The organism is Erwinia sp. PME.40.26/001 (assembly GCF_055556675.1).
Window position 1 is genome coordinate 465,562 of the sequence record NZ_JBVHNP010000002.1, and the last position, 14,341, is coordinate 479,902.

12 protein-coding genes are annotated in these 14,341 nt (G+C 57.4%); 9 read left to right on the top strand and 3 right to left on the bottom strand.

What is annotated here, in order from left to right:
• Positions 1-232: 232 nt before the first annotated feature.
• On the top strand, positions 233-1,396 hold the full coding sequence (locus ACZ3HG_RS09655; RefSeq protein WP_191933920.1) for an MFS transporter: 1,164 nt from the start codon (positions 233-235) through the stop codon (positions 1,394-1,396).
• Here the strand turns inward: ACZ3HG_RS09655 and ACZ3HG_RS09660 are convergent.
• A complete protein-coding gene (locus ACZ3HG_RS09660) occupies positions 1,393-2,313 on the bottom strand; it encodes a LysR family transcriptional regulator (protein WP_191936247.1) in 921 nt (306 codons plus the stop codon). The two genes, ACZ3HG_RS09655 and ACZ3HG_RS09660, sit on opposite strands and share 4 nt — an antisense overlap.
• A gap of 123 nt (positions 2,314-2,436) precedes the next feature.
• Here ACZ3HG_RS09660 and lysA point away from each other — a divergent pair, with 123 nt between their 5' ends.
• Entirely contained in the window at positions 2,437-3,690 is a 1,254-nt protein-coding gene (lysA, locus tag ACZ3HG_RS09665; RefSeq protein WP_465332745.1) for a diaminopimelate decarboxylase, read from the top strand.
• 61 nt (positions 3,691-3,751) lie between these two features.
• Here the strand turns inward: lysA and ACZ3HG_RS09670 are convergent, their stop codons facing one another.
• On the bottom strand, positions 3,752-4,063 hold the full coding sequence (locus ACZ3HG_RS09670) for a PTS lactose/cellobiose transporter subunit IIA (protein ID WP_191933923.1): 312 nt from the start codon (positions 4,061-4,063) through the stop codon (positions 3,752-3,754).
• A 182-nt stretch (positions 4,064-4,245) separates the two neighbouring features.
• On the opposite strand from ACZ3HG_RS09670, the gene ACZ3HG_RS09675 reads away from it, so the two are divergent.
• The 5 genes from ACZ3HG_RS09675 to ACZ3HG_RS09695 are packed head-to-tail and all read left to right on the top strand — an operon-like array spanning position 4,246 to position 8,617.
• Positions 4,246-5,580: a PTS sugar transporter subunit IIC gene (locus ACZ3HG_RS09675; RefSeq protein WP_062744271.1), complete on the top strand. Its 1,335-nt coding sequence runs from the start codon at positions 4,246-4,248 to the stop codon at positions 5,578-5,580.
• A 9-nt stretch (positions 5,581-5,589) separates the two neighbouring features.
• A complete protein-coding gene (locus tag ACZ3HG_RS09680) occupies positions 5,590-7,017 on the top strand; it encodes a glycoside hydrolase family 1 protein (protein ID WP_191934054.1) in 1,428 nt (475 codons plus the stop codon).
• 10 nt (positions 7,018-7,027) lie between these two features.
• Complete coding sequence (locus ACZ3HG_RS09685) at positions 7,028-7,345, top strand: PTS sugar transporter subunit IIB (RefSeq protein ID WP_062744269.1); 318 nt, start codon at positions 7,028-7,030, stop codon at positions 7,343-7,345.
• A gap of 40 nt (positions 7,346-7,385) precedes the next feature.
• Positions 7,386-8,159, top strand: coding sequence for an FCD domain-containing protein (locus ACZ3HG_RS09690; protein ID WP_062744268.1), 774 nt, complete (start codon positions 7,386-7,388; stop codon positions 8,157-8,159).
• 5 nt (positions 8,160-8,164) lie between these two features.
• A complete protein-coding gene (locus ACZ3HG_RS09695) occupies positions 8,165-8,617 on the top strand; it encodes a GNAT family N-acetyltransferase (RefSeq protein WP_191934055.1) in 453 nt (150 codons plus the stop codon).
• Positions 8,618-8,754: 137 nt separating this feature from the next.
• Here the strand turns inward: ACZ3HG_RS09695 and galR are convergent, their stop codons facing one another.
• The gene (gene galR, locus ACZ3HG_RS09700; protein WP_191933924.1) at positions 8,755-9,756 is read right to left on the bottom strand and encodes an HTH-type transcriptional regulator GalR; all 1,002 of its coding nucleotides are present in this window, start codon (positions 9,754-9,756) and stop codon (positions 8,755-8,757) included.
• A 194-nt stretch (positions 9,757-9,950) separates the two neighbouring features.
• Between galR and ACZ3HG_RS09705 the strand changes: the two genes are divergently transcribed.
• Positions 9,951-12,224, top strand: a complete 2,274-nt coding sequence (locus ACZ3HG_RS09705; RefSeq protein ID WP_191933925.1) for a molybdopterin guanine dinucleotide-containing S/N-oxide reductase — start codon at positions 9,951-9,953, stop codon at positions 12,222-12,224.
• Between the two features lie 371 nt (positions 12,225-12,595).
• Positions 12,596-14,311 carry a penicillin-binding transpeptidase domain-containing protein gene (locus ACZ3HG_RS09710; protein ID WP_191933926.1) on the top strand — a complete coding sequence of 572 codons (1,716 nt, stop codon included), beginning with the start codon at positions 12,596-12,598 and terminating at the stop codon, positions 14,309-14,311.
• Positions 14,312-14,341: the final 30 nt, after the last annotated feature.

The following is a 14,341-nucleotide window of genomic DNA, read 5'->3' on the forward strand; positions in this document are numbered from 1 at the left end:
GCACTCGATCGCATTTTTTTTGCTCTGCATTGACCTTAATCAGACGATTCTTGCCTGCAAGACAACAGTCTCTTGCAGAATCCGCGCTGTAAGCCTTTCTGCTGCTATGTTTTAATAAGTTGCTGTGACCCAGATCACTCATCCTGAGCGGACTGCGTTAATTTAATTCAATACCCGACTGAGCTCTCTGCTGGCAGAGGGCAGGGTTTCTATTCTCCTGGGAGTGTGTGACATGCCTGTTTCATTACTGGCGCTGGCGTTGAGTGCCTTTGCTATCGGCACCACCGAATTTGTCATTATGGGGCTGTTGCCGGAGGTCGCGAATGACCTGAGGGTGTCTATTCCCTCTGCGGGCTGGCTGATCAGCGGCTATGCGCTCGGCGTAGCGATTGGGGCACCGATTATGGCTCTGCTGACGGCAAAACTGCCGCGCAAGCGGACGCTGACGCTGCTGATGGCGATCTTCATTGTCGGCAATGTGCTCTGTGCGCTGGCCTATACCTATAACCTGCTGATGCTGGCCCGCATTGTGACGGCACTCTGTCACGGGGCCTTCTTTGGTATCGGGGCGGTGGTGGCCGCCAGCCTCGTGGCGCCGGGTAAACAGGCCTCCGCGGTCGCCCTGATGTTTACCGGTTTAACGCTGGCTAACGTGCTGGGCGTTCCGCTGGGTACCTGGTTCGGTCAGATGTTTGGCTGGCGCGCCACGTTCTGGGGCGTGGCGGTGATTGGTGTGCTGGCCTTTATTGGCCTGATTGTCAGCCTGCCCACCAACAAAGATGAAAAACCGGTGCATCTGGCGTCAGAGGTGAGTGCGCTGAATAACGGCAAACTGTGGCTCTCCCTGCTGATGACTGTGTGCTTCGCCGCCGCCATGTTTGCGCTGTTCAGCTATATCGCGCCGCTGCTGTTAGAAGTCACCGGGATTACTGACCGGGGTGTCAGCTGGACCCTGTTCCTGATCGGTGCCGGTCTGACCGTGGGCAATATTGTTGGCGGGAAACTGGCAGACTGGAAAGTGTCCTTCAGCCTGATCCTTAGCTTTTCGCTGATTGCGGTGTTCTCGCTGCTGTTCAGCTGGACCAGCCATTCACTGTGGCTGGCGGAAATCACCCTGTTCCTGTGGGCGATGGCGACCTTCGCCATGGTTCCGGCCCTGCAGATAAACGTAGTCCGCCACGGTAAAGATGCCCCGAACCTGGTCTCAACGCTGAATATCTCGGCCTTTAACGTCGGCAATGCGTTGGGTGCCTGGGTCGGTGGGGCAGTGATTGGCGGCGGCTACGGGCTGACGGCGGTGCCGGTTTCGGCCGCGTTACTGGCGGTGGCCGGGCTGCTGGTCTGTCTGTATACCTTCCGGGGATCGCGCGGCCGCCCGCAGGAGGCCCGCGCTTAACGCAGTCGCTGTGCCAGCCGTTCGCTAAACGGCGCAATATGCTGATGCAGATGCCGACTAAAGGCGTCGGCCAGCGCAGAGGCCGGACGGTGACGCGGCCGGATCAGACTGACGGTGAACGGCACGGCAATGCTGAAACGCCGTATTACCACCCCGCTGTCGGCGTAATCGAGCGCCGTCAGTGGGTTCACAACCGACACGCCCGCCCCCGCTTTCACCATTGAACAGACCGACGCCGCACTGTGTGTCTCCATCACCATACGCCGCTGTACCCCATGCTCGGCAAAAATGCCATCCAGTATCTGCCGGTAGCTGTCGGTGCGGGACAGGCTGATGTAATTCTGTCCGTGGAAATCGGCTGGGGTTAGCGTGCTCCGCTGTGCCAGGATATGCCCGGCGGGCAGTACACAGACTTCATCGCCGGTAAACAGGGCGCTGCGATCGGTACCCGCCGGCGTATGTGTGGTTTCGGTGAGGCCCAGATCGTAACGCTGTGCCGACAGCCACTCCTCCAGTAGTGGAGATTCCTGCGGAATAATATTCAGGCTGAGATCCGGGTAGTGCTGCATAAACGGCTGGCACAGCAGCGGCAGTAGCGATTGGGAAAACACCGGCAGGCAGGCGACTGACAGCTCACCCTGACGAAACTGGCGCAGCCCCTCGGCGGCGCTGATAATGCGGTCAAGCCCGTACCAGGATCGCTGCACTTCTTCAAAAAGCTGCAGCCCCTGCACCGTGGGCTGCAACCGGCCCCGCACCCGTTCAAACAGCTGCAGGCCGGTCAGCTTTTCGAAACGCGCCAGCTCACGGCTGACGGTAGGCTGTGAGGTGTGCAGCAGCGTGGCGGCTTCGGTCAGGTTGCCGGTGGTGACCACGGCATGAAAAATTTCAATATGACGCAGAGAAATGCCTGCCATCGATGATTACCGGGTTAAGCGCAGATAACCCATATCATGGGTGAATAGAGTCCAATAAAAAAGATATTTTTATCCCACATCAGGATGTGGCGTAATGGCCGTATCATCTTATGGAGAATGCTTATGCCACGCCTGCTGACCGACACCACCACCGCCCTGACTCAGGACAACCTGCTGCCGCTGGCACTGCAGTACGATGGCCCGATCTGGGCTTATGATGCCGCGATTATTCATGAACGCATCCGCCAGCTGCAACAGTTCGACGTGGTGCGCTTCGCACAGAAAGCCTGCTCCAACATTCATATCCTGCGCCTGATGCGCAGCGCCGGTGTCAAGGTCGACTCCGTGTCGCTGGGCGAGATTGAGCGCGCGCTGGCAGCGGGCTACGTGGCGGGAGGCGATGAAATTGTTTTCACCGCCGACCTGCTGGATGAACCTACGCTGGCGCGGGTGGCAGAGCTGAAGATCCCGGTCAATGCCGGCTCGGTTGATATGCTGCACCAGCTTGGGCAGGTTTCCGCGGGGCATCCGGTCTGGCTGCGCGTGAATCCCGGATTTGGCCACGGCCACAGTCAGAAGACCAATACCGGCGGTGAAAACAGCAAGCACGGTATCTGGCACGGCGATATGGCGCTGGCGCTGACGGCTATTCAGCAGTATCAGCTGAAGCTGGTGGGGATCCACATGCACATCGGTTCCGGCGTTGACTACAGCCACCTGGAGCAGGTATGTGATGCAATGGTCAGCCTGGTAGTGAGCTTTGGTCAGGATCTGGAGGCGATCTCCGCCGGAGGCGGGCTGTCAGTTCCGTACCGCTTTGGTGAAGAGACCATCGATACCCGTCACTATTACGGCCTGTGGGATGGCGCGCGTCAGCGCGTGGCGCAGCATCTTGGCCATCCGGTGAAGCTGGAAATTGAACCGGGACGTTACCTGGTGGCGGAGTCGGGCGTGTTGATAAGCCAGGTACGCGCCGTGAAGTCGATGGGCAGCCGCCACTTCGTGCTGGTGGATGCCGGATTCAACGACCTGATGCGTCCGTCGCTGTACGGCAGCTACCACCATATCTCGGCCATCGCCGGAGATGGCCGGCTGCTGGACGAGCAGACGACCCTTGATACCGTAGTGGCAGGACCGCTGTGTGAATCGGGTGATGTCTTCACCCAACTGGAAGGCGGCAAGGTCGAAACGCGTGCCCTGCCTGCGGTTCAGGTCGGTGATTATCTGGTCTTCCACGATACCGGTGCCTACGGTGCATCGATGTCGTCGAATTACAACAGCCGTCCGCTGATCCCGGAAGTGCTGTTTGAAAATGGTCAGCCGCGCCAGATCCGTCGCGCACAAACGGTGGCCGAGCTGCTGGCGCTGGAACTGTAATCCACTCCCTGCGTGCCATATGGGCCGATCATTTTTCCGATCGGCCCGTTGCCGCACACGACTATCCGGCAAACATCTCTTTCCTCAGCAGGACAATCTCTTCCGCCAGATCCCGGCACAGCATCGCATTCATCAGATGATCCTGAGCATGGACCAGAATCAGTGTCACCGGCACCTTGCCACAGCCCTCATCGGCCCCAATCAGCTGGGTCTGGATCTTATGTGCCCCGCGTGAGGCCTCTACCGAGGCTGCCAGCGCCTCATCTGCCTGTTGCCACTCCCGCTTGCGGGCATGCTGGATTGCGCTCATGGCGTGGGAACGTGCTTCACCCGCGTTGATCAGCAATTCCATCATCGTTTGCTCGAAATCCATCACAGCCTCCATTGGTATACCAAAATTGGTCTGATTATCTTATTGGAATACCAGTGATCACTTCTGAGAGATAAATCACAGTAAATAATCAGCGATTGTTTATTTTTGGTATGCCACAACAGCGGAAGTTCAACAAACTATCAATGCCTGGATGCCTGACCCTTTACCTCGAGGATTCACACATGTCTCTACAGGATCGGCTAATCGACTCGCTGGGGAGTTTTGCCACTAAGTTCAACAGCTACCGCTATATTATGGCGATCAAATCATCGTTTATTACGCTGATGCCGGTGATTATCGTCGGCGCGTTTTCGGTGCTGATTTCCAATATGGTACTGGACGGTAAGAACGGCCTGGCGAGCTTTGCGGCGCTGTCGTTTCTGGCAGAACTGAAGCCCATTACTTCCAGTATTAACTACGCCACCCTCAGCTTCCTGAATATCGGTGCGGTATTTTTGATCGGTATTGAACTGGGGAAAATCAACGGCATCAAGACCCTGTTCCCGGGCCTGCTGGCGATTATCTGTTTTGTCGCGGTGACGCCCACCACCTTAAGCATGATGGTCAACGGGGAAATGCAGGTGGTGACCGACGTGCTGGCAAAACAGTTCTCTGATACCAAAAGCCTGTTCCTTGGTATGTTTATCGCCATTCTTTCCGTTGAGATTTACTGCCGTCTGGAGCATGTGGATCGGCTTAAGATCAAAATGCCGGACACCGTCCCGCCCAATGTGGCTGCTTCGTTCTCCGCGCTGATCCCGGCGATCATTACCGTTTCCGCCATTGCCACCTTTGGTTTTATCTTCCACCGTTTTACCGGCATGTATCTGTACGACGCCGTGTACAAAATTGTGCAGGAACCGCTGGAATCGGTAGTGCAAAGTCTGTGGGGCATTCTGCTGCTGATGTTTGTTGCCCAGTTGTTCTGGGTGATCGGCATCCACGGTAATCAGATGGTCAAACCGATCCGTGAACCACTGCTGCTGGGGGCGATCCTCGTTAATATGAACGCCTTTGAGCAGGGGATTGAAGCGCCGAATATCATCACCATGCCGTTCTGGGATGTGTATATGAGTATCGGTGGTTCCGGGCTGACCATTGGTCTGCTGACGGCAGTCATGCTGGCAACCAAACGTAAAGAGATGCGTGAGATAGCTAAACTCTCCTTCGGCCCGGGCCTGTTCAATATCAATGAGCCGGTGATCTTCGGTATGCCGATCATGCTGAACCCGATCCTCGCCATTCCGTTTATTATCACCCCGCTAATCACCGGCTCGATCGGCTACTTCGCCACGGTGACCGGTTTTGCCGGTAAAGCAGTGGTGATGGTGCCCTGGACCACGCCGCCGATCATTAATGCCTGGCTCTCCACGGCCGGATCGATGGGGGCGGTAGTGACGCAAATTGTCTGCATCCTGGTCTCTATTCTGATCTATCTGCCGTTCGTCAAAATTGCCGCACGCCGTGCGGAAGCCGCTGACGCTAAAGCGTTACAGCCTGAACCCGCGAAAAATTAAGGAGTTATGATGAGTACCTTTAACGTCACCATCCCGGACGATTTTATCCTCGGTGCTGCCGCGTCGGCGTGGCAAACCGAAGGTTGGAGCGGCAAAAAATCCGGCCAGGACTCCTATCTCGATGCCTGGTATCAGCACGATCGCCACGTCTGGCATAACGGTTTCGGGCCGGCGGTCGCTACCGATTTTATTAACCGCTACAAAGAAGATGTGGCGCTGATGAAAGCCTCGGGCCTGACGCACTACCGCACCTCGATTAACTGGGCGCGCTTTCTGACCGACTATGAAAATGCGGTGGTAGATGAAGAGTACGCGGCTTACTACGACAGCCTGATCGATGAACTGCTGGCCAATGATATTCAGCCGATGCTGTGCCTGGAACATTACGAACTGCCTGCGGTCCTGCTGGAACAGTACGGTGGTTGGGGTTCGAAACAGGTGGTGGAGATGTTCGTCCGCTATGCGGAGCAGGTATTTGCCCGTTACGCCCACAAGGTAACGCGCTGGTTTACCTTTAACGAGCCGATTGTGGTGCAGACCCGGGTTTATCTGGATGCGCTGCGCTGGCCGTATGAGCAGAACACCGATAAATGGATGCAGTGGAATCATCACAAAAACCTCGCCACGGCGAAAGTGGTGCAGCTGTTCCGTGAGAAAGGTTATCAGGGTAGCGTCGGCACCATCCTTAACCCGGAAGTGACTTACCCGCGCTCCAGCGCCGCGCACGATGTCAGGGCGGCCGAGATTTACGATCTGTTCTACAACCGCGTGTTCCTTGACCCGGCGATCAAGGGCGAATACCCGGCAGAGCTGATAGCGCTGCTGGCAAAACATCACGTTAACTGGGAGTACGATGCGCAGGAGCTGGCGATTATTCATGCCAATCGCGTCGACGAAGTCGGGATTAACCTTTATTACCCGCACCGCGTTAAAGCGCCCTCGCGGGCATGGCATGCGGAAACGCCGTTCCACCCGGCCTTTTACTACGAACATTTTGAGCTGCCGGGACGGCGGATGAATACCTCTCGCGGCTGGGAAATTCAGCCCGCTATCGTCTGGGATATGGCGGTACGCATGAAAAATGACTACGACAATTTCCCGTGGTTTGTCGCAGAAAATGGCATGGGCATTGAGAACGAAGCCCGCTTCAAAAACGCCGATGGCGAAATCCAGGACGACTATCGCATCGCCTTTATCACCGAACATCTCTATCAGGCGCTTCGCGCCAGGGACGCAGGCATGAACTGCCAGGGCTATATGCTGTGGGCCTTTACCGACAACGTCTCGCCGATGAATGCGTTTAAAAACCGTTACGGACTGATTGAAATCGACCTGGAAAATCAGCGTCAGCGCCGGATGAAAAAGTCCGCCCGCTGGTATCAGCAGGTCAGTGAACAGCGCCAGCTTTCTGTCACGCTGGACGATGAAGCCAAATAAGGAGCAACTGATGCAACGTATCGTACTGGCCTGCGCAGCAGGCATGTCCACCTCCATGGTGGTGACACGCATGGAAAAAGAAGCGGCCGCACGCGGGCTGGAGTACCAAATCTATGCGATCCCGGAACAGAACCTGCGCGATGAGCTGGAAAATTACCCCGGCGAAGTCGCCGTGGTTCTGCTGGGACCGCAGGTACGCTTCAAGCTGGAAGAGAACCGCAAGCTGACCGACAGCCATCAGATCCCGATTGCGGTGATTGATTCGGTGGCTTACGGTACCCTTAACGGCGCAAAAGTACTCGATCAGGCGCTGGCTTTGGTAAACTAGCGGCCATCAATAGTGATAATGGTTTAAAAGGTGAGGATCCGTGGACAAAGGTGCGCCTGCGCAGGACAAAAAGCAGTATCAGGAAATCGGGCACGATCTGCGTCAGCAAATCATCGAGGGCCACTATCCGGTAGGATCGCGCCTGCCGCCGGAGCGTCAGATCGCCGAGACCTGGGGCGTCAGCCGCACCATTGTCCGAGAAGCGTTACTGATGCTGGAGCTGGAAGGAACGGTGGATATCCGCCAGAGCTCCGGCGTGTACGTGATGCGTATCCCTTCGGAAAGCAGCGATGAAGAGGAAGCGTTCTTTCGCAGCGATGTCGGCCCGTTTGAAATGCTGCAGGCGCGTCAGCTGCTGGAGAGCAATATCGCCGCCTTTGCCGCAAAAATGGCGACCAAGGCGGATATTGAAAATCTGAAGCGTATCCTGGAGCAGGAACAGCGTGCCATCGCCCTTGACGATAAAAGTCAGGACAATGACAAGGTGTTCCACCTGCTGCTGGCCGGAGCCACACAAAATCAGATGCTGCTGGATACCGTTAACAGCATCTGGCGTCATCATGAAAGCAGTCCGCTGTGGCAGCAGTTACGCAGCCATATTGAAACGCGCAGCTACCGTCTGAAGTGGCTGGGCGATCATCAGACCATCCTTGCCGCTTTGCGGCGGCGGGACGTGATGGGGTCCTGGCAGGCGATGTGGCAGCATCTGGAAAATGTGAAGCACAGCCTGCTGGAGCTGTCGGACGCCGACGCCCCGGACTTTGATGGTTATCTGTTTGAATCCGTACCCATTTTTCAGGGTAAGCTGGTGTGAGTTTACTGCGTATAGTGCCATTGAGCGCCGTGCCTGAACACCGGGACATCCTCGCTGACTGGCTGTGGCGGGCGTTTGGCAGTGAAAACAGTCGCGATTTTTTTGCCAGCATCCTCGACAGCAGCCTGAGCGGTGCCGATCTGCCGCTGACTTTTGTGGCGCTGGACGGCGACCGTCCGGTGGGCACCGTCGGGCTGTGGCGCTGCGATTTGATCAGCCGTCAGGATCTGTTTCCCTGGCTGGCGGCGCTGTATGTGGATGAGCCTTATCGCGGGCAGGGGGTAAGCGGGCAGCTGCAGCAGACGATCATTGACCGCTGCCGTCAGCGGGGCGATCGCCATCTCTACCTCTATTCAGCCTGTGCGGATTATTACGAACGTTTTGGCTGGGCGTACATCGGCGATGCGCTGGATTATCCGGCGACAGCGGTACGGCTATACCACAAAACGCTGGAATAACATCGGGACGCTGGAATAACATCGGGGCGTGCGGGCCTGACCGGTAATGCTGGCCTTCAGCATGGGACGACCAGAAAACGTCGTCGTCGCGGCGAAAGAGCGCACTGCAGGCCCGGTCTTTAATCAGCACCCCAGCATTACGACGGTGCCCCCACCGAATGACGGCGCACCAGCGTCGGGCTGAACAGATTGGTGATCTCCGGCAGTGGCTGCCCGTGAGCCAGAGCCAGCGCCAGTTCAGCCGCCTGCTGGGCCATCGTCACGATAGGGTAACGCACCGTTGTCAGACGGGGGCGCACGTAGCGAGAAACCAGCACGTCATCGAAGCCGATCAGCGACATCTCCTCCGGCACGCGCACGCCGTTATCACTCAGCACGGCCAGCGCCCCGGCGGCCATCGAATCGTTATAGCAGGCGACGGCGCTAAACGTTTTCCCCTGGCCAAGCAGTTCGGTCATCGCCTGCTCACCGCCTACTTCATCCGGCTCACCAAAAGCCACCAGCCGATCGTTACACGGCAGGTTGTGCTCCTTCAGCGCATCGTAGTAGCCCTGCAGGCGGTCGGTGGCATCGGAGATGGAGTGTGTGGAACAAATATAGGCAATGTTAGTGTGGCCCTGCTGGATCAGATAGCGGGTCGCCAGCCAGGAACCATAGCGGTCATCCAGCGCAATGCAGCGGGTTTCATAGCCCGGCAGCACGCGGTTCAGCAGTACCATGCCGGGGATCTGCTTCATCAGCGGCATCAGCTCCTGGTCGGGAACCTGCTTGGCATGAACGACCAGGGCCGCGCAGCGGTGGCGCATCAGTTGCTCAATCGCCTGACGCTCTTTCTGCTCATTATGGTAACCGTTACCAATCAGTAAAAAGTTCCCGGTTTCCCAGGCGACGGAATCCACCGCTTTGACCATTGCGCCAAAAAAAGGGTCGGAAACGTCCCCAACCACCAGTCCGATGGTTTCGGTTGACTGCTGCGCCAGCGCGCGTGCATTGGCGTTGGGGTGATACTGCAACGACTCCATCGCAATGGTCACCGCCAGGCGTGAGGCTTCACTGGCTTTAGGAGAGTGGTTAATGACACGGGACACGGTCGCTACCGAAACGCCCGCGAGTCTGGCAACATCCTTTATGGTAGCCATGAGTTAAATGCCTTCCTGGGTAAGCGTTTACATTGCCATTAGTGTTGCGGAAAGCGTCAGTGACTGCAAGCCTGCGGAGTGATGCAGAATGTCGCAGACATCGCAAAGCCAGACGATAAAACGCCCTGTGCCGCTGCCCGGTGAAAAATGATATTCTGCTTTTCCAGAAAAACACCTGTTTAACGGATCCTGCAATGACGATTATTAATGTGCCACACCTTGCCCACTGGGGTGCCTTTAGCGCCGTGGTTGAAGACGGAAAACTGCTGCGTTGTGAGCCGTTCTTCGCCGATCAGGATCCGTCCCCGATGCTCAACAGCATTCCCGAACTGGTTTACTCAGATAAGCGTATCCGCAGGCCGATGGTGCGGCGTTCATGGCTGGCGTCACGCGAGAACAGTGACCGCACCCTGCGCGGCCGGGAAGCGTTTGTCGAAGTGGACTGGGATACCGCGCTGGACCTGGTGGCAGAGGAAAATCGTCGGGTGCGCGATCGTTACGGTGCCAGCGCTATTTTCAACGGATCTTACGGCTGGTCCTCGGCCGGGCGCGTCAATCATGCCCGCACCCTGGTCCGCCGGTTTTACAACCTGGGCGGCGGGGGCATTGACCAGCAGGGAAATTACAGCTGGGGGGCCGCGCAGTTCTTTCTGCCTTATGTGATTGGCACCTATATGCCGCTGACCGGACGGGTGACTGACTGGCCGAGCGTGATTGATCACTGCGAAATTTTTATCGCCTTCGGCGGCCTGGCGCTGAAAAACAGCCAGGTGGCTTCCGGTGGGGCAGGGGAGCACAGCCTGAAGCCAGCGCTGTTAAAGCTGGCCGCTAAAGGGACCCCGGTGGTCAACATCAGCCCAATGCGCGATGACTGCCCGGCCTTCGTCAATGCGGAGTGGATCCCCATCCGCCCCAACACAGATGTGGCGCTGATGCTGGCGCTGGGCTATGAAATTGACCGCCTGGGAGCGGTGGATCATGCCTTCCTGCAGTCGCACTGCGTGGGGTATCCGCAGCTGCGTGCTTATCTGCTGGGCGAGAGCGATGGCCAGGCGAAAACGCCGCAGTGGGCCAGCGAGATCACCGGTATTCCGGCATCGCGTATCAGTCTGCTGGCCAGACAGTTGTGCGGCAAACGCAGCTTTATCACCTGTTCCTATTCCGTGCAGCGCGCCCATCGCGGCGAGCAGCCCTACTGGATGATGATTGCCCTCTCCTCCATGCTGGGTCAGCCGGGCCTGCCGGGGGCCGGGTTCTCCTTCGGCCACGGCTCAATGAACAGCGTGGGTAACCCGCGCACGGAGGGGCCATCGCCGCTGATGTCGACCGGCTTTAATCCGATTGCTGACCAAGCCATCCCGGTGGCGCGCATCAGCGATATGCTGCTGAACCCCGGTACGGAATATACCTTCCAGGGGCAGACGCACACCTACCCGGATATCCATCTGGTGCACTGGGCGGGGGGCAATCCTTTCCATCATCACCAGCAGCTTAACCGTCTGGTGGAGGGCTGGCAGCGCCCGGATACGGTGATTGTACAGGATATCGTCTGGACGCCTGCGGCACAGATGGCAGACATTGTCCTGCCGGTCACCACCTCGCTGGAGCGTAATGATATTGGCGGCTCGTCTAAAGACCGCTTTGTACTGGCGATGCATCAGGCCATCAAACCGCAGCATCAGGCGCGCAACGATTTTGATATTTTTGCCGATCTCGCTGACCGTCTGGGGTATCGCGATACCTTTACTGAAAAGCGCAATGAGCGCCAGTGGATTGAGCACCTCTACCAGCAGTGCGCGGTGGCACATCAGGGCAAAGGCATTGATTTCCCATCCTTTGATGATTTCTGGCAGACGGGTCACGTCGAGATCCCGGCGTCGGAAAAAGAGTGGGTATTTATGGAGGCGTTCCGCCAGGATCCGGTTGCCCACCCAATTAAAACTGCCAGCGGTAAGATCGAGCTCTTCTCGGAAACCATTGCCGGTTACCAGCTTCCCGACTTTGGCCCTCACCCGGAGTGGCAGCCGCCACAGGAATGGCTGGGTGCGCCGCTGGGTGAACGTTTCCCGCTGCATATGATCTCTATTCAGCCTCACGACCGTCTGCACAGCCAGATGGATGCCACGCCCTCGGTGCAGGCGAATAAAACTGCCGGACGTGAAACGCTATTGATGCACCCGCAGGATGCCGCAGCCCGCGGCATCAGCGACGGGGACGTGATTGAAGTTAGCAACGATCGTGGCACCATGCAGGCAGGGGTGCGTCTCAGCGACGGGATCAGTCCGCAGGTGGTGCTGATCGCGACCGGCGCCTGGTTCGATCCGGGTTTCGGCAAAGCCTGGAAGCCTTACGACCGGGCGGGGAACCCGAACGTACTGACGCTGGACATTGGTACCTCCTCACTGACCCAGGGGCCCAACGCCATGAGCTGCCTGGTGGAGATCAGAAAAGCGGACGTTGACGGCTGAAGCGAGGAGACATTGCAAAAAACCCTACAAATCACATAGCTGGTTACATTTTGCGGGTAACTGTTGCGATTGGCGTGTAGCGGCATATCGTCCAGGATTGCTACAGTTCAAGTCCCAGAGGTATTGATGGGTGAACATCAAAAAGTTTTTATCGCTTTGTTTCACCAACCTGCGCAGATGCGCAGGTTTTTTTTGCCTGCAACGCAGTGAGTAATGGCTAACAATCTGATTTATAAAGTTTTTTTATTCGCTGATACCGTCGCGGTTGCCGCGCGACCACTCACGATCTGAAACACAGTTTCCCTGTCATCCCCGCAACATTTTTTGTATAACTGCCAGCAAGTTATCTTCCAGCCCGTTCCGGAACCCACATGCCCCCGTTAAAAAAATTCCTGGCAAAGTCTCAGTCAGCTCCGACGTTTAACCCCGTGCGTTTCAGGCTCGTTTGCCTGGGCGTGGTGGTCTGCCTGGTGCTGCTACTGGCGAGGGTCGCTGATTTACAGCTGATCAACCATCCGATGCTGGAAAAGCAGGCCGATGAGCGTTCGCTGCGAACCGTGACGCTGCCGACCAACCGGGGTACGCTGCTGGATCGTAACGGTGAAGCCCTGGCCCTCAGCGTTCCGTCGCGTGATGTGATTGCGGATCCGCAGCGCGTACTGCAGGCACACCCGGACTTTACCAACGCCAAATGGCAGTATCTGGCCAACGCGCTGGAGCAGCGCCCGGAGCAGCTGGCGGCGCAGATTAATGCGAACCCCAACCGTCGCTTTCTCTATCTCGGGCGCAAGGTGGAACTGGGCATTGCGAAGGATATTGTCAAACTGCATCTGACCGGCATCAGCACCGTGTATAACGACAGCCGCTTCTATCCGATGAGCGAAGCCACTGCGCCGCTGCTCGGCATTGTGGGGGCGGATAACAGCGGGCTGACCGGGCTGGAAAAAGGCTTCGATAAGCTGCTGCAGGGCACCCCGGGAGTGGAGAAGTATCGTCAGGATGCCAGCGGTAACATTGTCGCGATGATCAACTATGAGCCGCCGCAGCAGCCGCCGACGGTACAGCTTAGTATTGATAAATTCGACCAGTACACCATGTACAGTAAGCTGCGCGATGGCGTGCTGCTTAACAAGGCAGACTCGGGGGCGGCAGTACTGGTGAAGATCGACACCGGGGAGATCCTCGGAATGGCCTCCTATCCGTCGTTCAACCCCAACAATTTTGTTGATGTCTCTCCGGCGCAGATGCGTAATACCGCCATTAATGACAGTTTTGAACCCGGCTCAACCGTCAAGCCGCTGGTGGTGATGGAAGGGCTGGAGCGTAAGCTGGTTCGCCCCGATTCGGTGCTGGATACCACGCCTTATCGCGTCAACGGCCACCTGATCCGCGATGTCGGCCATTGGCCGCGTCTGACCATGACCGGCATCCTGCAGAAATCCAGTGATATCGGGGTGTCCCATATTGCACTGGCAATGCCGGCCGAAGTGCTGGTGAACACCTATCATGCTTTTGGCCTGGGCAAACCCACCGGGCTGGGGCTGACCGGCGAGAGCGTGGGCTACTTCCCGCTGCACCGTGAACGCTGGGCAGATATTGAACGTGCCACCTTCTCGTTTGGCTATGGCCTGCGCGTGACGCCGCTGCAGATTGCCCGCGAATACGCCACGCTGGGCTCCTTTGGCATCTACCGGCCGCTCTCTATTACCAAAGTCACCCCGCCGGTCTCGGGCCGACGGGTGGCCGATGAAGAGATCGTGCGTGAAGTGGTGCATATGATGGAAAGTGATGCGTTACCCGGCGGGAGTGGGGTGCGTGCCGCCGTGCCGGGCTACCGCCTGGCGATCAAAACCGGGACGGCAGAAAAAATGGGCGACAGCGGTAAATATGATGGCGGCTATATCAACTACACCGCTGGCGTAGCGCCAGCCAGCAATCCGCAGGTGGCGCTGGTGATTATGATCAACCATCCGACGGCGGGCGATCACTTTGGCGGCTCGGTGGCGGCACCGGTCTTTGGCAATATTATTGGCCCGGTACTCAAGCATATGAACATTGCACCGGATGCGATTTATCATCCGGGCTGATACAACAGGCTTTTCCGCTAACCCACGCTA